General features: G+C 49.5%; 29 protein-coding genes. 3 read left to right on the top strand and 26 right to left on the bottom strand.

Annotated features, from left to right (window positions below; all coding sequences use genetic code 11):
- Positions 1–6 precede the first annotated feature (6 nt).
- From IE181_RS09545 to IE181_RS09530, 4 genes are all read right to left on the bottom strand, one after another.
- Positions 7–876: a hypothetical protein gene (locus tag IE181_RS09545; RefSeq protein ID WP_191252351.1), complete on the bottom strand. Its 870-nt coding sequence runs from the start codon at positions 874–876 to the stop codon at positions 7–9.
- 15 nt (positions 877–891) lie between these two features.
- Complete coding sequence (locus IE181_RS09540; protein ID WP_191252350.1) at positions 892–2,208, bottom strand: replication-associated recombination protein A; 1,317 nt, start codon at positions 2,206–2,208, stop codon at positions 892–894.
- 9 nt (positions 2,209–2,217) lie between these two features.
- Positions 2,218–3,663, bottom strand: coding sequence for a Do family serine endopeptidase (locus tag IE181_RS09535; protein ID WP_191252348.1), 1,446 nt, complete (start codon positions 3,661–3,663; stop codon positions 2,218–2,220).
- A 176-nt stretch (positions 3,664–3,839) separates the two neighbouring features.
- Positions 3,840–5,030, bottom strand: coding sequence for a sensor histidine kinase (locus tag IE181_RS09530; protein ID WP_191252346.1), 1,191 nt, complete (start codon positions 5,028–5,030; stop codon positions 3,840–3,842).
- 278 nt (positions 5,031–5,308) lie between these two features.
- Here IE181_RS09530 and IE181_RS09525 point away from each other — a divergent pair, with 278 nt between their 5' ends.
- The 3 genes from IE181_RS09525 (at position 5,309) to IE181_RS09515 (ending at position 8,068) form a co-directional block, all read left to right on the top strand.
- On the top strand, positions 5,309–6,028 hold the full coding sequence (locus IE181_RS09525; protein WP_191252344.1) for an ABC transporter ATP-binding protein: 720 nt from the start codon (positions 5,309–5,311) through the stop codon (positions 6,026–6,028).
- Complete coding sequence (locus IE181_RS09520) at positions 6,025–7,173, top strand: ABC transporter permease (RefSeq protein WP_191252341.1); 1,149 nt, start codon at positions 6,025–6,027, stop codon at positions 7,171–7,173. Before IE181_RS09525 ends, IE181_RS09520 begins: the two co-directional genes overlap by 4 nt.
- Before the next feature lie 91 nt (positions 7,174–7,264).
- Positions 7,265–8,068 carry a MipA/OmpV family protein gene (locus tag IE181_RS09515; RefSeq protein WP_191252340.1) on the top strand — a complete coding sequence of 268 codons (804 nt, stop codon included), beginning with the start codon at positions 7,265–7,267 and terminating at the stop codon, positions 8,066–8,068.
- Positions 8,069–8,140: 72 nt separating this feature from the next.
- Here the strand turns inward: IE181_RS09515 and rplQ are convergent, their stop codons facing one another.
- The 22 genes from rplQ to rpsS form a co-directional block, all read right to left on the bottom strand.
- Positions 8,141–8,563: a 50S ribosomal protein L17 gene (gene rplQ / locus IE181_RS09510; RefSeq protein WP_191252338.1), complete on the bottom strand. Its 423-nt coding sequence runs from the start codon at positions 8,561–8,563 to the stop codon at positions 8,141–8,143.
- Positions 8,564–8,653: 90 nt separating this feature from the next.
- Complete coding sequence (locus IE181_RS09505; protein ID WP_191252336.1) at positions 8,654–9,670, bottom strand: DNA-directed RNA polymerase subunit alpha; 1,017 nt, start codon at positions 9,668–9,670, stop codon at positions 8,654–8,656.
- A 78-nt stretch (positions 9,671–9,748) separates the two neighbouring features.
- Entirely contained in the window at positions 9,749–10,138 is a 390-nt protein-coding gene (rpsK, locus tag IE181_RS09500) for a 30S ribosomal protein S11 (RefSeq protein ID WP_191252334.1), read from the bottom strand.
- A gap of 71 nt (positions 10,139–10,209) precedes the next feature.
- Complete coding sequence (rpsM, locus tag IE181_RS09495) at positions 10,210–10,578, bottom strand: 30S ribosomal protein S13 (protein WP_191252326.1); 369 nt, start codon at positions 10,576–10,578, stop codon at positions 10,210–10,212.
- Between the two features lie 138 nt (positions 10,579–10,716).
- The gene (locus IE181_RS09490) at positions 10,717–11,364 is read right to left on the bottom strand and encodes an adenylate kinase (protein WP_191252323.1); all 648 of its coding nucleotides are present in this window, start codon (positions 11,362–11,364) and stop codon (positions 10,717–10,719) included.
- Positions 11,361–12,698, bottom strand: a complete 1,338-nt coding sequence (gene secY / locus IE181_RS09485) for a preprotein translocase subunit SecY (protein ID WP_191252321.1) — start codon at positions 12,696–12,698, stop codon at positions 11,361–11,363. The genes IE181_RS09490 and secY overlap by 4 nt, the downstream gene beginning before the upstream one ends.
- A gap of 104 nt (positions 12,699–12,802) precedes the next feature.
- Positions 12,803–13,261 (bottom strand): 50S ribosomal protein L15, encoded by a 459-nt coding sequence (gene rplO, locus IE181_RS09480; RefSeq protein ID WP_191252320.1) that lies wholly within the window; start codon positions 13,259–13,261, stop codon positions 12,803–12,805.
- Positions 13,262–13,281: 20 nt separating this feature from the next.
- Entirely contained in the window at positions 13,282–13,470 is a 189-nt protein-coding gene (rpmD, locus tag IE181_RS09475) for a 50S ribosomal protein L30 (RefSeq protein ID WP_191252318.1), read from the bottom strand.
- Positions 13,471–13,475: 5 nt separating this feature from the next.
- Complete coding sequence (gene rpsE / locus IE181_RS09470; RefSeq protein WP_191252316.1) at positions 13,476–14,057, bottom strand: 30S ribosomal protein S5; 582 nt, start codon at positions 14,055–14,057, stop codon at positions 13,476–13,478.
- A gap of 19 nt (positions 14,058–14,076) precedes the next feature.
- Positions 14,077–14,430: a 50S ribosomal protein L18 gene (gene rplR / locus IE181_RS09465; RefSeq protein WP_191252314.1), complete on the bottom strand. Its 354-nt coding sequence runs from the start codon at positions 14,428–14,430 to the stop codon at positions 14,077–14,079.
- A 12-nt stretch (positions 14,431–14,442) separates the two neighbouring features.
- Positions 14,443–14,976, bottom strand: coding sequence for a 50S ribosomal protein L6 (gene rplF, locus IE181_RS09460; RefSeq protein ID WP_191252312.1), 534 nt, complete (start codon positions 14,974–14,976; stop codon positions 14,443–14,445).
- Between the two features lie 23 nt (positions 14,977–14,999).
- Positions 15,000–15,398 (bottom strand): 30S ribosomal protein S8, encoded by a 399-nt coding sequence (gene rpsH / locus IE181_RS09455; protein WP_191252309.1) that lies wholly within the window; start codon positions 15,396–15,398, stop codon positions 15,000–15,002.
- A 12-nt stretch (positions 15,399–15,410) separates the two neighbouring features.
- The gene (rpsN, locus tag IE181_RS09450; RefSeq protein WP_191252307.1) at positions 15,411–15,716 is read right to left on the bottom strand and encodes a 30S ribosomal protein S14; all 306 of its coding nucleotides are present in this window, start codon (positions 15,714–15,716) and stop codon (positions 15,411–15,413) included.
- Between the two features lie 21 nt (positions 15,717–15,737).
- Positions 15,738–16,289: a 50S ribosomal protein L5 gene (gene rplE / locus IE181_RS09445; protein WP_191252305.1), complete on the bottom strand. Its 552-nt coding sequence runs from the start codon at positions 16,287–16,289 to the stop codon at positions 15,738–15,740.
- Complete coding sequence (rplX, locus tag IE181_RS09440) at positions 16,282–16,596, bottom strand: 50S ribosomal protein L24 (protein WP_191252303.1); 315 nt, start codon at positions 16,594–16,596, stop codon at positions 16,282–16,284. The genes rplE and rplX overlap by 8 nt, the downstream gene beginning before the upstream one ends.
- Positions 16,597–16,598: 2 nt before the next feature.
- Complete coding sequence (gene rplN, locus IE181_RS09435) at positions 16,599–16,967, bottom strand: 50S ribosomal protein L14 (protein WP_191252301.1); 369 nt, start codon at positions 16,965–16,967, stop codon at positions 16,599–16,601.
- A 47-nt stretch (positions 16,968–17,014) separates the two neighbouring features.
- Complete coding sequence (gene rpsQ / locus IE181_RS09430) at positions 17,015–17,251, bottom strand: 30S ribosomal protein S17 (RefSeq protein ID WP_191252299.1); 237 nt, start codon at positions 17,249–17,251, stop codon at positions 17,015–17,017.
- Positions 17,252–17,263: 12 nt separating this feature from the next.
- Positions 17,264–17,455 carry a 50S ribosomal protein L29 gene (gene rpmC / locus IE181_RS09425; RefSeq protein WP_191252297.1) on the bottom strand — a complete coding sequence of 64 codons (192 nt, stop codon included), beginning with the start codon at positions 17,453–17,455 and terminating at the stop codon, positions 17,264–17,266.
- 17 nt (positions 17,456–17,472) lie between these two features.
- Complete coding sequence (gene rplP / locus IE181_RS09420) at positions 17,473–17,883, bottom strand: 50S ribosomal protein L16 (RefSeq protein WP_191252295.1); 411 nt, start codon at positions 17,881–17,883, stop codon at positions 17,473–17,475.
- Between the two features lie 18 nt (positions 17,884–17,901).
- On the bottom strand, positions 17,902–18,612 hold the full coding sequence (rpsC, locus tag IE181_RS09415; RefSeq protein WP_191252293.1) for a 30S ribosomal protein S3: 711 nt from the start codon (positions 18,610–18,612) through the stop codon (positions 17,902–17,904).
- Entirely contained in the window at positions 18,612–18,992 is a 381-nt protein-coding gene (rplV, locus tag IE181_RS09410; protein ID WP_191252291.1) for a 50S ribosomal protein L22, read from the bottom strand. Before rplV ends, rpsC begins: the two co-directional genes overlap by 1 nt.
- Before the next feature lie 2 nt (positions 18,993–18,994).
- Positions 18,995–19,276 (bottom strand): 30S ribosomal protein S19, encoded by a 282-nt coding sequence (gene rpsS / locus IE181_RS09405; protein WP_191252289.1) that lies wholly within the window; start codon positions 19,274–19,276, stop codon positions 18,995–18,997.
- Between the last annotated feature and the right edge of the window lie 8 nt (positions 19,277–19,284).

The following is a 19,284-nucleotide window of genomic DNA, read 5'->3' as shown; positions in this document are numbered from 1 at the left end:
GGTTTCCTATTCTATACCGAATATCCATCCTTCGGTTTCGCGCACCCTATCGGAAAGCCCATCCGGATGCCAGTATTTTTGCGTCGCAGCAATTGCCCGCAATCCAGCCGCGGTTAACATTGCATCGCTGACGTGGTCTGCTATACCGCCAGTAATACCTGTCTTATGGCTACCAAGGGCCGCAAGTAAAGTATCAAGCGTTTCTCCGTCACGAACTTTACCCCTATGGCCCGCCAGTCCGGCAAACCTCGCAGCGTATATTTCAACCAGCACGCACCGCTCATCTTCCGGCTCAACAAAAGGCCAGACAGCAATGTCATCCTGAAAATGCAGAAACGCCAACATCCGCATCGTTGACAGTGCCGACAAACCAACCTGGCTAGGGCCGATAAGATGATAAACGCTCTCGCACGGGCCATCTTTTCGGGTGATCGAAATTTGCTCCGTTACACGCAAACGTCTTTCATAATGTACACCTTTGCCACCACCGGACAGGTGAAAATGCTCACGATATGCATCGACGAAACCGCCACCATACAGATCATCATCTGTGCCGCAATGATCATCAATATAATCCCACATAAAAATAGCGTCCGGGTCATTTGCAAAGTCTGGGAAATACAAGCCCTTATCCGCATGGGGTAAAGCAAAGGCGCTATCAATACCGACAAGCGCCCTATCAGAATCTGTGAGCCCCATACCATCTGCGATCCAGTGCTGTACCTCGGTTCGTGACCAATTCTTCATACCGGACGGCGGCATAACCAAGCGCGGCGCACCTGCCCCCGCCGCACATACAGCAATACGGATACCGGGGTGCCGGCGACCACGGGCACCTGACCAGTCAATACCGATAAAATGGGTAAAATCATTCATAGCCCTTTATATAGGCTACTGGTCTTTTTTGTCACTTTGATAGTCGCGGCGGATCTTTTCAAAATACTCAAGCCGCTTTTTTATGTCGCGTTCAAACCCACGTTCCACAGGCTGGTAAAAGGCTTCCCGGGGCATTTCGTCAGGAAAATAATTCTGCCCTGATACACCTGTAGCTGTGTCATGGTCGTACGCATACCCTTTGCCATATCCAATATCTTTCATCAGCTTGGTCGGGGCATTCAGAATATGCGCAGGCGGCATCAAACTACCAGTTTTCTTGGCTGACCGTTTGGCAGCTTTTTCTGCCATGTATGCGGCGTTGGATTTTGGTGCAGTCGCCAGATAGACAACGGCCTGTGCAATTTGCAGTTCGCCCTCAGGGCTGCCAAGGAATTCATACACATCTTTGGCTGCCAGCGCCTGCGTTATGGCATGTGGGTCCGCCATGCCAATATCCTCCGATGCAAACCGAACCAGGCGCCTGATGATGTACATAGGATCTTCACCGCCCGTCAACATACGTGCAGTCCAGTATAAGGCAGCATCTGCATCCGAACCGCGCAGCGATTTATGCAGTGCCGAGATCAGATTATAATGCCCCTCACGGTCTTTGTCATACGCGGGGGCTCGCTTTTGAAGTAAGTTTGCCAGCCCTGCAGAATCAATATCATCCTTACCGGCAAGGTCAAATATCTGCTCAACGCAGTTCAGTAAATACCTGCCGTCTCCGTCAGCCATGGCTTTCAGACTTATTCTGGCATCTTCTGTGAGCGGTAGTGGCCTGTCGTAGTCTGCTTCAGCTGCCTTCAAGAGCTCTTCGAGAGACGCATCATCATGACGGTTCAGGACCAGCACCTGCATCCGCGACAATAATGCACCGTTGATTTCAAATGAGGGATTTTCCGTCGTTGCCCCCACCAGCGTGATGGTGCCGTCTTCGACATACGGCAGAAAGCTATCCTGCTGGGACCGGTTAAACCTGTGTATCTCGTCAACGAATAATAAGGTTGCCCGCCCAGACATACGGCGCTGTTTGGCTGTGGCAAATACCTTTTTCAAATCCCCAACGCCCGAGAATATCGCAGATATCTGCTCGAACGCCAGATCGCCATGCCCCGCCAACAACCTTGCGATCGTTGTCTTGCCAGTACCAGGTGGTCCCCACAAAATCAGGCTGGAAATCTTGCCCGCAGCAATCATGCGGCCAATGGGACCATCAGTGCCCAGCAGATGAGACTGCCCCACCACCTCGTCCAGTGACTTGGGGCGTAGTCTGTCTGCCAGAGGCCTCGGCCCCAATTCCTGTGCAGTTGCTTCAAACAGGTCTGACACGTGCCGCCCTTAGTTCAGAACACCACAGCGGAACGACCGATTTGCAACGATCGCACACTCCTGCATACGGCCACGACGTTCAATTTGGTACACATACTGATCCGTCGTATCTTCAAGTGCCGTTTCCACATCCGCAACCTTATCAATGGTTACACCGTTCACGCCGTGAAGAATATCTCCAGGCATCAGGAACTGATACCGACCTGCAGGCGTCTTACGGTCAACTTTCAGAACGATCACACCGCTTTTAAGAAGGTCGATCTGCAGCTCGTCATTGAAACGTGGAGAAAGGTTGGCAACCGTCACACCCTGGAAGGGGTGACGCCCATCCAGCAATGTTACATTCCTCTCCGGTGTTTCTGGCGGCAAAGAAAATGTCACATCAACCTCGGAAATCATACCGTCGGACAGGACCGCAACCGGTATTGTTGCACCGTCTTCGATCGTAGCCACCCGGAAATTCAAACCGGGCTCGTCAATCACTTCCTTGCCGTCAACCGCCATAATCACATCACCTGGCTTAATGCCAGCAAAGCTTGCAGGACCTCCGGCAAAGACACTATCCACCAATACACCGCCTGGCCGGTCCAGACCCAAGCCAATGGCAATCTGGTTATTGACCGTTTGCCCCTGAATACCAAGCCACGGCCGCGCCAGCTGACCTTCATTCAGTGCCGCACGCAGAATCGACTTCACCATATTGGACGGGACGGCAAAACCAATACCGTTTGACGCCCCGGTACGGCTGTAAATTGCTGTGTTAATACCAAGGAGCTCGCCGGTCACACCAACCAGTGCACCGCCTGAATTACCCGGATTAACCGCCGCATCCGTTTGAATAAAAAAGCCAAAATCCGAGATACCCTGCTGTGTCCGTGCATTTGCAGATACAATGCCGGAGGTAACTGTCTGGCCTATGCCAAATGGATTACCGATTGCCAACACAATATCTCCGACTTCAATCGTATCGCTATCAGCAAGATTTAGAATTTTCAGGGATTCATCGCCTGTGTTAATTTGCAGGATCGCAATATCCGTGCGCGGGTCAGCAAGGACCACCTTGGCATCAAATTCCCGGCGATCACTAAGAACGACGGTGATTTCATCGGCACCTTCGATCACATGATTATTGGTAACAATCACGCCGTTAGGGCGCACGATAACACCAGACCCCAGGGAGCCACGTACCCGCTCTTCCGGCATACCAAAACTGAAGCTATCACCAAAGAACCTTTTGAAAAGTGGATCATCAAACAATGCAGACCGACGCGAGCGAACAACCTGTTTCGTATAGATATTTACCACTGCTGGCGCTGCTTCTTTCACCACGGGAGAGTAGGAAAGCTGAACCTCTGACCTTGACGAAGGTACAATTCTGTCCTGTGCAAAGGACACGGATGCCGTTACCAGTGCCAGTAGTACAGAAAACAGTATCTTAATCTGCTTAGGTATCATTGCCTGCAGTCTCCTTGATTTTTTAATCTGCGGAGGAATGGTACAGCGACACATCCCCGATCTAGCTTGATCATGCCACAGTATATGGCGAGGGAATGTGGCAATGACAAGTCAAAGAAACAGAATCTTCAAGGACATAGCCATCAATCAAGCCACAGAAGGGGATACTACCGGCCCTAGATCATCCCGCCACAGCTGTGAAGCGTTGGCGCAGCTGCTGAAATGGTCCGCTCTGAGGGAAGTGTTACAATAGCATCTGTCCCCTGCCCTTGTTTGCTTATCAGTTCAAACATGCCGCTGTGTGCTTCTACAAATGCGACTACCAGAGACAGCCCAAGCCCCGTACCTTCGTGCTGGCGGGCAAAGACCCCATCAACCTGCGTAAAGGGCTTCAGAACTTCCTGCAGGCTTTCTTCCGGGATACCACACCCTTTATCTGAAACGGTGAATACCAGTTGTCCAGTAGCGGTTTCCTCAATTTTCAAAACAACCTGACTATGATGTGGAGAAAACTTAACGGCGTTGGATAATAAATTTAACAGAATCTGACGCAGGACCTGCAAGTCAGCATATACATCCATCCCTTTGACAGTGCACTCAATTGTAACAGCGATGCTTTTCTTCGCCGCGACCGATGACATCATGCGTACGACCTGTTCAGCCAATACACACGGGTCCTCATAGTCCTCTCGGAGTTCAAAATTCCCGGATTCAATTTTAGACATATCTAAAATACCATTGATCACCTGCAGCAAATGCTGGCCACTGTTCCGGATATCCTCAACATAATTCAGAACCTGATTGCTTTGAAAGACTTGAAGCTTATCCCCAATGATCAAGTCAGAAAAACCAATGATGGAATTCAGGGGCGTCCGTAGTTCATGGCTCATCGTGGCCAGAAACTGTGACTTTGTTCGCGCTGCTGCTTCGGCTACCAGTTTGGCTTTCTGCAGCTCTTTCATACGCTCTTCAGTTGACCGAATATTCGCCTGCAAGAGTGTTACAGCCGTGCCCACGCCAAAATACTTTTCCTTGTCAACTATGATAAAGCCTTCATGTACCGCAGCCTGATTGCTGGTGGCAAGCTGCCGATACAAGTCTTGCACATCCGCTGTTAGGTCCACCAGCAAAGGCGCTGCATCCATCAACACAGTTACAGGACGTTTTTCATACAGTGGCCGCCCGAACCGATCAGCCAGCTTGACCAAAAACTCAGTGCGCTTCAAAAGACCAATCGGCTTGTCGCTGGCGACTACAGGGACGGCAATCAAATCTGGTTCCGCCATAAAGCGATCATATATCTCGGCACAGGTGTTATCTTCCTGTGCGGGCGTGATAAATGTGGCCAAATACTTAACAGAAGGCATATGACTTCCCTTGGGCCCTCAAAAACTTCTTAGCCCCTGCACGACCCGATACTTACGCATAAGAAACCTGACATACAGGGGTCTGTGCCCTAAACAACCATCCTAGATATCGCCTTTGGACGTTTCGGTTTTGTGACAAACACATGATATAACTGGTAAAATCATCAGGTAGCACACAGCCTCCATACCCAGAAAAGAGGAAGCACACATATGGCCTATAGTCTTGTCGTATGCACAAGACACCGCTACAGTCCATAGCATCACTGCATGGAGGGCATATGATTTCGGTTCATGGTTTGAAAAAGTCTTTTGGCGATCTGATTGCAATTTCAGATGTTTCTTTTGGCTTTGACAAAGGGGAGATTGTCGCCCTCCTTGGCGGGAATGGAAGCGGCAAAAGCACTTCCATCAACATTATGACTGGCCTGATGATCCCTGACGAAGGTCATGTAAGCGTTCAGGGGTTGGACCCCTTCAAGAATCCGATCGATGCCAAGAAAAAGCTAGGTGTTTTCCCGGACAAAGCTGGCCTGTATCCCAATCTGACTGTACGGGAACACCTTCAGTTCTTTGGCCACCTTCAGGGTATGACGGGTAAAACGTTAAAAACTGCGATTGATCGCACCGTACGTATGCTTGAAATGGAAGACATCATTGATCGGCGGACCAAAGGGTTCAGTCATGGTCAGACTGTTAAAACGGCCCTGGGACGCGCCATGGTACACGGACCGGATTATCTTATACTTGACGAACCTACACGCGGCCTGGATGTCTACGCTGTTAGGCAACTGCGCCACCTTCTTATGCGGCTTCGTGATAACGGCACCGGGATTTTATTTTCCAGTCATGTCATGCAGGAAGTCTCCCTTCTCGCCAACCGTGTTGCTGTTATCGCGGATGGTAAAGTCTGTGCCGAGGAAACACCTGATGCCCTGATTGCTGAAACAGGCGCTGACACTCTCGAAGATGCATTCATGATAAAGGTAGGTTTAAAATGATGGGTCCTAAAGCAACCGCGCTAGCCACCTGGACAATCTTTGTTAAGGAAATGCGTGAAACATTTCGCGATAAGCGCGCCATGATCACCATCACACTTGTCAGCATGTTATTGCCTGTGGCGATGATGATAAGTGTCTTTTATCAAGCCGATAGTCTGCGTCAGGAAAGCGCCCCACGTCCCATTAACATTATTGGTGGCGATTATGCGCCGCTGTTACTGCAGAAACTTGAGAACGTAGGCTATACATACCGCGAAGATTCCAACGTTCACTTAATCATACCAGAAAATTATCAGGAACTGATTGAAACTGACACTGCGCCGGGACTGTTAATCAAGGCAGATTTATCCAAAGACCGATTGGCCGTTATGACGCTGGAAGCCATTCTAAAGGATCACCGAAATACCGTTTCGCAGCAGCGCATCAAGTCCGCTGGCCTGCCTGCTTCGCTGCATACCCCTTTTGAAATCAGAGTAGAGGACCAAAATAGTGTGACGATGGAGCAGAATTTACTCCGTGAGATCGCGCCACTGCTGGTTATGCTCTTGCTGATGACACCAATTTATGGACTGATGCCGGCGTCAATTGACTGCACCGCTGGTGAAAAAGAGCGCAATGGCTTGTTCCCTATTCTGCTGCAACCAATCCCGCCGCTTGCTATCGCAACTGGAAAATGGATGATGCTGGTTGCCGTCGGCATGACAGGTCTGACGATAAGTGTCAGCACAGCCTATCTTTGCTACTTACGCCTTATCACACTTTTGGACACCACGGCCTTTTCCATCCCTTTCAGCGTTTGCATAATGTTTCTGGTGTGCGCCGCGCCAACGGTTATGTTGTTGTCCGCTTTGATGATGGGGTTCGCCAGCTATGCAAAAAGCTTTAAAGAAGGCCAAACCTATGTTGGGCTGTTCAGTATATTACCGCTGACCTTCATTATGGGGGGATATGTTGTAGAGGAACGCTGGCGGACCTTCATGCCCTTCTGGACAGAAATTCAGGTCATAGCAGCCTTAATCGCAGGGGAAACCCCGCCCTATGCTCCATGGCATTTCATGATTGGGGTATATGCTGTGATCATTCTCCTCACTCTATACTGGATGAGCAGAACCATGAATCGCAATGCCCTGAAGGGCGCGATGTAATAGATGTCATAAAAGATCTATGCTTTCGTTAATCTACCAGAGGTTACCAAACGTACAACGTGGTAACTTTCATGGTTACCAAGGATGACATATGTATTCGGTACAACCTTTTACTGCGGTCTCTGCCGCATTATGCTTATGCCTAGTATCTGCACCTACAGTGTTTGCAGAGGATGATAAGCCGCCCGTGTGGGAAGATAATGCCCAACAGCCTCGTTCCGGGCCACCGGAGGGACTTTATTGGGGTGCCGCAACTTTCATTAGCTCGGAACCTTACAAAGGCTATTCAAGCCGGATAATCCCTGTGCCCGTCCTTGCATACAGAAAAAATAATCTTGAAATCTTTGGTCCCTTTGTCCGGTATAAACTTTACAATGATCAGGCTACTACAGTTGCCATAACAGCTTCGCCCCGTTTCGCCGGATATAAAGAATCAGACAGCCCCATCTTCAAAGGCATGGACACGCGCAGTACGTCAATAGACATAGGTGCCAGTCTTGATACAAAATTTCAGAACATCACTGTTCGCAGCGCATTTCTTGCAGACATACTGGGTAAATCAAATGGATATGAGCTTAGAGCTGGCATCTCCTACCCGGTCCGAAAGGGCCCATTCTCTCTGGAACCTTTTATTGATCTACAATATCTCGATAAGAAGTATGTTGACTATTACTATGGTGTTCAGATGAAGGAAGCAACCAGTGAGCGTGCGTATTATAAAGGTAGCAGCACCCTGAACACCGAAGCGGGGTTTATGGTCAACCTACCAGCCTTTGGGGGCATGGTACGCACTAGGCTAACACATACATGGCTCGGAGCAGAGATTAAGAATAGTCCTCTGGTGGACAGTAACTCGGTAATTAGCGCGAATGTTATTTTCACGCGTGCATTTTAGCTACAAGTACCAAAGAAAAAGGCGGTACACTCTGGTGCACCGCCTTTAATTTCGTCGAAGAAGTGTGCTTAATTAAGCTGCATCGTCTTCAAGATCTACTTCAGCAGTTGGTCCGCTGTCCTGACCTTTTGCATCTTCGTTGCGATCTACAAGCTCGATAACAGCCATTGGTGCATTATCACCATGACGGTAACCAGCTTTCAGAACACGCGTGTAACCACCAGCACGCTCTTTGTAACGATCAGCAAGTTCACCGAACATTTTCGTTACAAGAGTTTCGTCCTGAAGGCGAGCAATCGCCAGACGACGGTTTGCCAGACCACCTTTTTTCGCGAGAGTGATAAGCTTCTCAACGATAGGTGCCAGATCTTTTGCTTTAGGCAGTGTTGTAACGATTTGCTCGTGCTTCAACAGTGCTTGTGCAAGGTTCTGGAACATAGCCTTACGGTGGCTTTGAGTTCTATTCAGTTTACGGCCAGCTTTTCTATGGCGCATAGTTTTTACTCCAATTGCCCTATCCGGCCTTGTACTGAGTATTCAGCATAGTACCGGTAGGTGTCCCCTCGTCCAGCGAGGGGAGGGTTTTTAAAAGTCCTGCTCTAGCTTCTTCGCCATTTCTTCAATGTTTTCTGGCGGCCATGCAGGGAGTTCCATACCAAGACGAAGTCCCATAGATGCGAGAACTTCCTTGATTTCGTTAAGTGACTTACGACCAAAGTTTGGTGTACGCAGCATTTCTGCTTCTGTCTTCTGAACAAGGTCACCGATGTAAACGATGTTGTCATTCTTCAGGCAGTTAGCGGAGCGTACGCTCAACTCAAGTTCATCAACCTTACGCAGAAGCTGGCGGTTGATAGTCGGCTCTTCGTCTTCGTCAGCAGCAACAGCCACTTCTGGCTCGTCGAAGTTAACAAAGACATTCAGCTGATCCTGAAGGATACGGGCCGCGAATGCGAGCGCATCTTCAGGTGTAACAGTACCGTCTGTTTCGATTTCCATAATCAGCTTGTCATAATCAAGAACCTGACCTTCACGGGTGTTCTCAACCTTGTAGCTAACCTTTTTCACAGGGCTGTAGAGCGCATCAACAGGAATAAGGCCGATTGGCGCATCTTCCGGACGGTTACGGTCTGCAGGGACGTAGCCCTTGCCCGAGGAAACGAACAGTTCCATATTCAGTGTAGCACCTTCATCAAGGTGACACAGAACAAGGTCTTTATCGAGGATTTCAACATCCGCAACTTCGCTGATCTGTGACGCCTTCACTTCACCAGGACCTGATGCAGTAAGGTGCAGACGCTTCGTACCGTCACAAGTGACGCGTACAGGCATCTGTTTGATGTTCAGGATGATATCTGTCACGTCTTCACGTACGCCAGGTACGCTGGAGAATTCGTGCAGTACACCCTCAATCTGAACGCCAGTAGTGGCGCCGCCTTGCAGTGAAGACAGCAGCACACGACGCAGGGCGTTACCAAGTGTCATCCCGTAACCACGCTCTAGTGGTTCAACAACAAGTTTTGCCTTACGAAGGGGATCAGCGCCCGGCTCGATAGTCGGTGCATTTGGTTTAATAAGTTCTTGCCAGTTTTTCTGGATCACGTTGGTAAACCCCTTTTTGCATTAATGCTACACGCATTAAGATATTTGCCAATACTCTTACGTATAACCAATACTTCTTTATACGCGACGACGCTTCGGAGGACGGCAACCATTGTGAGGTACCGGTGAAACATCACGGATGCTTGTAATAACAAAACCAATCGCCTGCAGTGCACGCAGAGCGCTTTCGCGGCCAGCACCAGGACCTTTGACTTCGACTTCGAGAGTCTTCATGCCGTGTTCCTGTGCTTTTTTACCAGCGTCTTCAGCAGCAACCTGTGCAGCGTAAGGCGTAGATTTACGAGAACCCTTGAACCCCATCATGCCCGCAGAGGACCAGGAGATAGCATTCCCCTGCACGTCAGTGATGGTGACCATGGTATTGTTAAATGATGCGTTAACGTGCGCAACACCGTTAGAGATGTTCTTGCGTTCACGACGCTTAATTGACTTAGCTTCTTTTGCCATTTCAGTCAGACCCTATCTTTCTTTGTGGGAGTCCTAAACAGCGCCTTAAAAGACTAGCTCTTAAAGACGAATTATTTCTTCTTACCGGCAATCGCAACCGCTTTACCCTTACGAGTACGCGCATTGGTGCTGGTACGCTGGCCACGAACTGGCAGCTTGTTACGGTGACGAAGACCACGATAAGACTTGAGGTCCATCAACCGTTTGATGTTCAGAGCAACTTCACGACGAAGATCACCTTCAACCGTTAGGTCACTATCAATCATTTCACGAATCTGAATTACTTCAGCATCTGAAAGTTCATTTACCCGACGTTCACGAGGGATATCCAGCTTTGCACAGATATCAGTGGCAGTTGTGTGGCCAATTCCGTGAATGTAAGTGAGAGCAATCTCTACACGTTTGTTGGTCGGGATGTTAACGCCTGCAATACGCGCCACGACCTTATCTCCTGTTTTAAATTTGGACTTTGTCCATACCTAATCGACGCAGTCCATACACTAATGCCATAGACACGTCGAAGTTCGGGGATTATATGCATAAACCCTCAAACGTCAACCCGTCTGGTGACACATTTTTTATGCGGCAAAAACCGCGTTCATTTGTGCAGCAACTTCTTCGATTGAGGCCATGCCATCAACGGAATGAAGTACACCAGATTTCTCGTAGTAAGGAAGCACCGGAGCTGTATCAGCATAGTATGCAGCCAAGCGCTTACTTACTGTTTCCCGGTTATCGTCCTTGCGGCGAGTAAATTCAGTACCACCACACACATCACACACACCGTCAACCTTTGTTGGTTTTTCGGTGTCATGATATCCTTCGTTACACTTGGCGCAAGAGAAGCGGCCAACTACACGATCAGCCAGCACCTCGTCATTGACCTTCATCTCGATTACAAAATCAAGTTTACGGCCAAGATCGACAAGCATTTCATCCAGGGCTTCTGCCTGCGCTACTGTGCGCGGGAAGCCATCAAGAATAAATCCGTTTTTGCAATCCTGCTCCTGAATGCGGTCACGGATGATACCAATAACAATATCGTCTGATACCAGTTGCCCTGCATCCATTTTTTCTTTTGCTTTCAGGCCCATTTCTGTACCCGCTGCAACAGCGGCACGGAGCATGTCACCCGTTGAAAGCTGGACAAGATTACGTTCTTTTTCAATTCGCTGCGCCTGAGTGCCTTTACCTGCACCTGGAGGTCCGAATAAAATTACAATCACCGACGCGCTCCTTTTCCTTTGATACGTGCCTTCTTCAGAAGACCTTCATACTGCTGTGCCATCAGATGACTGTGGATTTGTGACACTGTGTCCATTGTCACATTCACTACGATCAGAAGACTTGTACCTCCCAAGTAGAATGGGACTGCAGCCTGGGAAATCAGAATTTCCGGAATAACACATACAATGGACAGATACGCAGATCCAATGACTGTCAGGCGTGTCAGTACATAGTCCAGATATTCCGCTGTACGTGCGCCTGGGCGAATGCCTGGCACAAAGCCACCATGTTTTTTCAGGTTATCGGCAGTATCTTCCGGATTGAAAACAACAGCCGTGTAGAAGAAAGCAAAGAATACGATCAGCAGGATATAAAGCGCCACATATACTGGACGACCTGGCCCAAGCACTGATGTGACTGTTGTCAACCACTCTGGACCACCCGCAGAATAGAAGCCGGCAATAGATAGAGGCATCAACAGGATTGAACTTGCGAAAATCGGCGGAATAACACCAGATACGTTCAGCTTCATTGGCAGGTGTGATGTATCACCCTGCATCATGCGGTTACCTTGCTGACGCTTTGGATACTGAATGACAATACGGCGTTGCGCGCGCTCACACAGAACGATAAACCAGATCAAAGCGGCTGCACCAATAATCATGGCAAGCAAGATAGTCAGTGACATGGAACCAGCACGGTTCAGTTCAAACGCCTGGGCGATAGTCCCTGGCAGTTCTGCTACAATACCAGCAAAAATGATCAGTGAAATACCATTACCGATACCGCGCTGGGTGATCTGTTCGCCAAGCCACATCAGGAACATGGTACCGCCAACAAGTGTCACAACCGTTGTAAATCGGAAGAAGAAACCCGGATCAACGACGACACCAGCCTGAGTTTCCAGACTAGTCGCCATGGCGTACCCCTGAACGATCGTCAGAACAACTGTACCGTAGCGGGTATATTGGTTGATTTTCTTACGTCCCTGCTCGCCTTCTTTCTTCAACTGAGCAAAATGGCTGCTCATCGTTGTCAGAAGCTGCATGATGATGGACGCAGAGATATATGGCATGATACCGAGCGTGATGATCGACATCCGCTGCAAGGCTCCGCCAGAAAAAGTGTTGACCATATCAAGGAAGCCGCCGCCCAGGCTTGCAAACATGTTCTCCAGGGCGTTCGCGTCAATTCCCGGAAGTGGAATATACGTACACAAACGATAAACAATCAGGGCACCCAGTGCAAACCAGATACGTTTTTTAAGCTCTTCTGCCTTGCCAATAGAAGCAAAACTAAAATTCTGCGCTAATTGTTCCGCAGCTGATGCCATAGGATAATACTCCAGCCCAATGTTTCGTTGTTAGATAGAGGCATATGCCCCAAGCGTTTAAACCCCGGACCTAAGCCCGGGGTTCTTTTTCTACGTGCGGATATTTATTCCGCAACTGAAACTTTACCGCCTGCTTTCTCAACAGCTTCTACAGCTGCTTTTGAGGCGCCAGTAACAGTAATGTCGATCTTTGCAGTAAGCTCACCCTTGGCAAGAAGACGAACACCGTCTTTAACTTTGCCAACGATACCCGCTTCGACCAGAGTTTCGATCGTGATCGGCTTCTTGATATCCAGCTTCTTCGCATCAACCGCTTTTTGAATACGGCCAATGTTAACAACCTCGAATGACTTCGGATTGATAGAGTTGAAGCCACGCTTTGGAAGGCGGCGATAGATAGGCATCTGACCACCCTCGAAACCGTGAATAGCAACACCGGAACGAGCTTTCTGACCTTTGTGACCTGAACCAGCAGTTTTACCTTTGCCGGAACCGATACCGCGACCAACACGAGTGCGGCTTTTGCGAGCACCCTGATTGTCACTTAGTTGATTGAGTTTCATGCGTTATCTCCTACGTGAGCTTAATCTTCAACGCGCACCAGGTGGTGCACCTTGTTGATCATGCCGCGAACGGAAGGAGTATCCTCCAGCTCACGAGTTTTATGCATTTTGTTAAGACCAAGCCCAACGAGCGTAGCGCGCTGATCAGCCTGGCGACGAATTGGGCTCGCGATTTGCGTTACCTTTAGCGTCTTTTTCTTAGCAGCCATTGGTCTTACTCCTCAGCAGCTTCTGCTGCCTCACCAGCTTCATCAGCTGATGTAGCAACTTTTACATCACCGCGACGTGCGACAATGTCAGCCACTTTCTTACCGCGTTTTGCTGCGATCTGACGTGGAGAATTCTGAAGTGTCAGCGCATTAAACGTTGCACGAACCATGTTGTAAGGGTTTGGAGAACCCTGGGACTTGGTTACAACGTCCTGTACACCTAGTGCTTCGAACACTGCACGCATTGGACCACCTGCAATGATACCAGTACCAGCAGCCGCAGAACGGATAAGTACTTTACCCGCGCCGTGACGGCCACGAATATCATGGTGCAAGGTCCGGCCTTCACGCAGAGGAACACGGATCATGTTTTTCTTTGCAGCTTCAGTAGCTTTACGGATTGCTTCAGGAACTTCCCGAGCTTTACCATTACCGAAACCTACACGGCCACGCTGATCACCAACAACGACAAGCGCTGCGAAACCAAAACGACGACCACCTTTTACCACTTTGGCCACACGGTTAATGTGGACAAGCTTTTCTACAAGTTCACTTTCTTGTTGTGCATTTTTTTCTGGGCGTGCCATTGGACATCCTTTTCCTTATTTAGAAGTCCAGGCCGCCAGAGCGTGCTGCTTCAGCAAGCGCCTTGACGCGACCGTGGTACAGGAAACCACCCCGGTCAAATACTACTGTCTCTACGCCCGCTTTCTTCGCGCGCTCAGCGATCAGTGTACCTACCTTGGTAGCTGCTTCAATGTTAGACGTGCCAGCCGTTTTCAGATCCGCTTCAAGCGTAGAGGCTGCAGCAAGTGTAGCACCCTTGGCATCATCGATGATCTGGGCATACATATGCTGGTTTGTCCGGTGGATAGATAGACGAGGACGCCCGTTACCAACCTTTTTAAGTTGATTACGGTTACGCTGACGACGTCTATCAAAGAGAGATGTGTTTGCCATGTCTGCCACCTACTACTTCTTCTTACCTTCTTTACGGAAGATATATTCGCCTTCATACTTGATACCCTTGCCTTTGTATGGCTCAGGCTTACGATATTCGCGGATTTTCGCCGCTGTCTGACCGACTTTCTGTTTATCGATACCAGAGATAACGATAGTAGTCTGATCAGGCGTTTCGATCTTGATGCCTTCCGGCACCGGAAAATCGACATCATGCGAGAAACCCAGCTGCAGATTAAGGGAAGAACCCTTCATCTGTGCACGATAACCAACACCGTTGATTTCAAGCTTTCTCGTGTAGCCAGTGGTAACACCCTCAATAAGGTTGCTTACCATTGTGCGCTGCATACCCCACATAGAGCGGGCACGTTTTGTTTCACCAACAGGAGAAACTGCGATCTCGTTGTCCTGGTGAGTAACCTCAACCTCAGGAACAAAGGTCATAGCCAGTTCACCCTTAGGGCCTTTAACCGTCAAGTCAGAGCCATTAAGGGTAACGGTTACGCCTGACGGGATCTGTACAGGTTTTTTACCGATACGGGACATTTGTTTTCCCTTCCTTTAACGACTTAGAATACGGTGCAGAGGATTTCGCCGCCCACATTGCCTTCACGTGCTTCTGCATCAGACAGAACACCTTTTGGCGTGGAAACGATGGAAATACCCAGACCGTTGTGAACACGAGGCAGATCAGAAACTGAGCTGTACACGCGACGACCAGGCTTCGATACGCGATTAAGCGTACGAATAACAGGCTCGCCTTCATTGTACTTCAGCTCGATGCTGAGTTCTGCTTTGTTACCTTCAAGCTCAAGACGCTCATAGCCACGGATGTAGCCTTCGCGCTGCAGCACATCAAGAATGCGCTGGCGAGCTTTGGAAGCCGGTGAACGAACGCTAGATTTGCCAGCTTGCAAACCGTTGCGGATTCTTGTCAGCATATCGCCGATAGGATCAGTCATAGACATGAACGTTCTCCCTTACCAGCTTGACTTGACAATGCCTGGCACCAGACCAGCGGAACCGAGTTCACGCAGGGCGATACGAGACATTTTGAATTTACGGTAGTAACCACGAGGGCGACCAGTTACTTCGCAACGATTGCGAAGACGAGTAGCGGCACCGTTCCGTGGCAGTTTAGCGAGTTCCAGGTTCGCGAACCAACGCTCCTCATCAGGAAGGCTCTTGTCGTTTGCCTTCGCTTTCAGAGCAGCGCGCTTGTCGGCGTACTTGGCAACAAGACGCTCACGGCGCTTGTTTTTCTCCATGGCGCTGATTTTAGCCATTCTAAATCTCCTTGCGAGCCATTACTGCTTGAACGGCATATCGAAACAACGCAGCAGCTCACGCGCTTCGTCGTCGGTCTTAGCCGTCGTACAGATAATGATGTCCATCCCTCTGATCGTATCTACTTTGTCGTAGTTGATCTCTGGGAAGATCAGTTGTTCCTTGATACCCATTGCATAGTTACCACGGCCGTCGAATGACTTAGGGCTAACACCCTGGAAGTCACGAACGCGTGGAAGTGCAATTGTTACCAGGCGGTCCAGGAATTCGTACATGCGGTCAGCACGCAGTGTTACTTTCACACCGATCGGCATACCATCACGAAGCTTAAACGTCGCGATAGACTTACGGGCTTTAGTAACTACAGGCTTCTGACCAGCGATCGCAGTGATTTCTTCAACCACTTTATCGACCTTTTTCTTGTCCGCAACTGCTTCGCCAACACCAACGTTGATAACGATTTTGTCGAGCTTTGGAACCTGCATAGGATTTTTGTAGCCGAACTTCTCAACCAGAGAAGAGCGCACTGTTTCGTCGTAATGCTTACGCAGACGTGCAACTGCCTTAGCCATCAATCACCTCCCCGGATTTCTTGGCAAAACGAACTTTTTTGCCATCTTCGAGAGTTTTGAAACCTACGCGAGTCGGGTTACCATCCTTGTCTTCATAAGCAAGGTTAGAAAGCTGGATTGCAGCTTCTTTGGTTTCGATACCACCCGCACTAACCTGACTTGGGCGGTTGTGCTTCTTGATCAGGTTAACACCTGATACGATTGCACGGCCTTCTGCAGTCAGAATCCTTGTGATTTCGCCACGCTTGCCCTTGTCCTTACCAGCAAGCACAACGACCTTGTCACCTTTTTTAAGCTTAGCGGCCATTGTTACAGTACCTCCGGAGCAAGAGAGATGATTTTCATGTGGTTCTTGGCACGAAGCTCACGAACAACCGGCCCGAAAATACGAGTACCGATTGGCTCGTGGTTTTTGTTAACCAGAACCGCAGCATTGCGGTCGAAACGGATGGTAGTACCATCGTTACGACGAACTTCTTTAGCTGTGCGAACGATGACGGCACGGTGCACATCACCCTTCTTAACACGACCCCGTGGGATCGCCTCTTTCACTGAGACGACGATAATGTCGCCAACTCCAGCAGTTTTACGCTTGGAACCTCCAAGCACTTTAATGCACTGCACCCTCTTGGCACCGGAGTTGTCTGCCACATCGAGGTTGGTTTGCATTTGGATCATGGGTTCAACCCTTCTTTATAACTAAACAAATAGTCGGTATGTGAGGCCTAAGCCTCACCACCAACTACACGCCAGCTCTTAAGTTTTGAGATAGGACGACATTCTTCAATACGAACAACATCGCCAACCTGATACTGGTTACTCTCATCATGAGCGTGGTACTTCTTAGAGCGTCGAATAATTTTGTCAAGCAATGGATGCTTAATTCTGCGTTCTACACGCACAACGACAGTTTTATCGTTCGCACTTGAAACCACTACACCTTGTAATATGCGCTTTGGCATGGGCTTTTCTCCTTACGCCTCAGCTGATTCAGCAATGATCGTCTGGATGCGAGCAATGTCGCGACGAACCTGACGAACACGGGCTGTATTTTCCAACTGTCCGGACGCTGCCTGAAAGCGCAGGTTAAACTGCTCTTTCTTCAAGCCTTCCAGCTCATCACGGAGCTCGTCCTTGGACTTACCACGAAGATCAGTAGCCTTCATTTTATGGTGCTCCTTTTCTATGCCATCCGCTGCACGATGCGAGTCTGAACAGCTAGCTTCGCAGCAGCCCGCTCAAATGCACCACGTGCAACTTCTTCTGATACACCGTCAATTTCAAACATGATGCGGCCTGGTTTAACACGCGCACACCAGTAATCAGGTGAACCTTTACCTTTACCCATCCGAACTTCTGTCGGCTTAGACGTCACAACAACGTCTGGGAAGATGCGAATCCACACCTTACCGGAACGTTTCATGTGACGGTTCATCGCACGACGAGCAGCTTCGATTTGACGAGCTGTTACACGGCCAGGAGTAAGGGCTTTAAGACCAAACTGACCGAAGTTAAGTGCTGTTCCGCCCTTGGCATTGCCGTGGATGCGGCCCTTATGGTGCCGCCGGAACTTTGTACGCTTTGGTTGCAACATTGTGTGTCGCTCCTATGCTTAGCGCTGAGGCCGTGAAGGACGTGATGGTCCACCAGACTGCTGAGCTTCATTCGCCCGGCGCTCGTGAGCCATTGGATCATGTTCCATGATCTCGCCCTTGAAGACCCAAACCTTCATACCAATGATACCGTATGCAGTCAGACCTTCGGCTGTACCGTAATCGATATCAGCACGCAGAGTGTGCAGAGGCACACGACCTTCGCGGTACCATTCAGTCCGTGCGATTTCTGCACCGCCCAGACGACCAGCACAGTTGATACGAATACCAAGTGCACCCAGACGCATGGCGCTAGAAACAGAACGCTTCATAGCGCGACGGAAAGAAACCCGACGCTCAAGCTGCTGAGCAATGCTTTCAGCAATAAGCTGGGCATCAATCTCAGGCTTGCGGACTTCAACGATATTCAGGCTTACTTCTGCCGATGTCAGCTTCGCGATTTTAGCGCGAAGCTTTTCGATATCAGCACCTTTTTTACCGATGATCACACCAGGACGTGCACTGTAAATAGTTACACGACACTTTTTGGCAGGACGCTCGATGACAACTTTAGAAATACCAGCCTGCGGCAATTCCTTTTTCACGAACTCCCGAATTTTCAGGTCTTCGTGAAGAAGCGTGCCATATTCGCCGGCATCAGCATACCATCGCGAATTCCAGGTGCGGTTTACACCCAGACGCAGACCAACGGGACTAACTTTCTGACCCATTATACAGTCTCCTCTACTTCGCGCACAACGATGCGCAGACGGCTGAACGGCTTCACGATCTTGGCAGCGCGCCCACGAGCACGGGCACGGAAACGCTTCATAACAAGCGCCTTACCCACTGTCGCTTCTGCAACCACCAGGTTGTCAACGTCCAGATTGTGATTGTTTTCTGCGTTCGCTACTGCGGACTCCAGAACCTTTTTAACATCGATGGCTGCGCGGCGACGGTTAAACGACAAAGTCGTAATAGCCTTCTCCACTTTCATACCACGGATGCTGGCTGCTACCAGATTCAGCTTCTGGGCAGAGCCGCGAAGCATAGTAGCAGTTGCTACCGCCTCATTATCCGCCACACGGCGTTTTGCTGCTTGCTTACCCATGATTACTTCCTCTTAGCTTTCTTGTCCGCTGCGTGACCCCAATAGGTACGCGTTGGAGCAAATTCGCCAAGCTTGTGGCCTACCATTTCCTCTGTCACATAAACAGGGATGAACTTATGCCCGTTGTATACGTTGAACGTAAGACCAACGAATTGTGGCATAATAGTCGAACGACGTGACCAAGTCTGGATTGTCGCCGAAGATTTACCACTGTCGAGAGCCGTTTCCACCTTTTTGAGAAGGTGCATGTCAACGAAAGGGCCTTTCCATACAGAACGTGCCATGATGGAAA

The organism is Kordiimonas sediminis (genome assembly GCF_014656395.1).
Lineage (GTDB): Bacteria > Pseudomonadota > Alphaproteobacteria > Sphingomonadales > Kordiimonadaceae > Kordiimonas_A > Kordiimonas_A sediminis.
This window is presented reverse-complemented; position numbering and strand designations above follow the sequence as displayed.

Bases quoted from the DNA above. Each gene is read 5' to 3' on its own strand.
- IE181_RS09535 (WP_191252348.1), bottom strand. From the start codon at position 3,663: ATGATACCTAAGCAGATTAAGATACTGTTTTCTGTACTACTGGCACTG.
- rplQ (WP_191252338.1), bottom strand. From the start codon at position 8,563: ATGCGCCATAGAAAAGCTGGCCGTAAACTGAATAGAACTCAAAGCCAC.
- rpmC (WP_191252297.1), bottom strand. From the start codon at position 17,455: ATGAAGGCTACTGATCTTCGTGGTAAGTCCAAGGACGAGCTCCGTGAT.
- rpsE (WP_191252316.1), bottom strand. From the start codon at position 14,057: ATGGCACGCCCAGAAAAAAATGCACAACAAGAAAGTGAACTTGTAGAA.
- rplF (WP_191252312.1), bottom strand. From the start codon at position 14,976: ATGTCCCGTATCGGTAAAAAACCTGTACAGATCCCGTCAGGCGTAACC.
- IE181_RS09530 (WP_191252346.1), bottom strand. From the start codon at position 5,030: ATGCCTTCTGTTAAGTATTTGGCCACATTTATCACGCCCGCACAGGAA.
- rplE (WP_191252305.1), bottom strand. From the start codon at position 16,289: ATGGCTAAGGCAGTTGCACGTCTGCGTAAGCATTACGACGAAACAGTG.
- IE181_RS09545 (WP_191252351.1), bottom strand. From the start codon at position 876: ATGAATGATTTTACCCATTTTATCGGTATTGACTGGTCAGGTGCCCGT.
- IE181_RS09525 (WP_191252344.1), top strand. From the start codon at position 5,309: ATGATTTCGGTTCATGGTTTGAAAAAGTCTTTTGGCGATCTGATTGCA.
- IE181_RS09520 (WP_191252341.1), top strand. From the start codon at position 6,025: ATGATGGGTCCTAAAGCAACCGCGCTAGCCACCTGGACAATCTTTGTT.
- rplX (WP_191252303.1), bottom strand. From the start codon at position 16,596: ATGGCCGCTAAGCTTAAAAAAGGTGACAAGGTCGTTGTGCTTGCTGGT.
- rpsS (WP_191252289.1), bottom strand. From the start codon at position 19,276: ATGGCACGTTCTGTATGGAAAGGCCCTTTCGTTGACATGCACCTTCTC.
- rplP (WP_191252295.1), bottom strand. From the start codon at position 17,883: ATGTTGCAACCAAAGCGTACAAAGTTCCGGCGGCACCATAAGGGCCGC.
- rpsN (WP_191252307.1), bottom strand. From the start codon at position 15,716: ATGGCTAAAATCAGCGCCATGGAGAAAAACAAGCGCCGTGAGCGTCTT.
- rpsC (WP_191252293.1), bottom strand. From the start codon at position 18,612: ATGGGTCAGAAAGTTAGTCCCGTTGGTCTGCGTCTGGGTGTAAACCGC.
- rpsH (WP_191252309.1), bottom strand. From the start codon at position 15,398: ATGTCTATGACTGATCCTATCGGCGATATGCTGACAAGAATCCGCAAC.
- IE181_RS09515 (WP_191252340.1), top strand. From the start codon at position 7,265: ATGTATTCGGTACAACCTTTTACTGCGGTCTCTGCCGCATTATGCTTA.
- rplV (WP_191252291.1), bottom strand. From the start codon at position 18,992: ATGGGTAAGCAAGCAGCAAAACGCCGTGTGGCGGATAATGAGGCGGTA.
- rpmD (WP_191252318.1), bottom strand. From the start codon at position 13,470: ATGGCTGCTAAGAAAAAGACGCTAAAGGTAACGCAAATCGCGAGCCCA.
- rplR (WP_191252314.1), bottom strand. From the start codon at position 14,430: ATGGCAAACACATCTCTCTTTGATAGACGTCGTCAGCGTAACCGTAAT.
- rpsK (WP_191252334.1), bottom strand. From the start codon at position 10,138: ATGGCAAAAGAAGCTAAGTCAATTAAGCGTCGTGAACGCAAGAACATC.
- rpsQ (WP_191252299.1), bottom strand. From the start codon at position 17,251: ATGCCAAAGCGCATATTACAAGGTGTAGTGGTTTCAAGTGCGAACGAT.
- secY (WP_191252321.1), bottom strand. From the start codon at position 12,698: ATGGCATCAGCTGCGGAACAATTAGCGCAGAATTTTAGTTTTGCTTCT.
- rplO (WP_191252320.1), bottom strand. From the start codon at position 13,261: ATGAAACTCAATCAACTAAGTGACAATCAGGGTGCTCGCAAAAGCCGC.
- rplN (WP_191252301.1), bottom strand. From the start codon at position 16,967: ATGATCCAAATGCAAACCAACCTCGATGTGGCAGACAACTCCGGTGCC.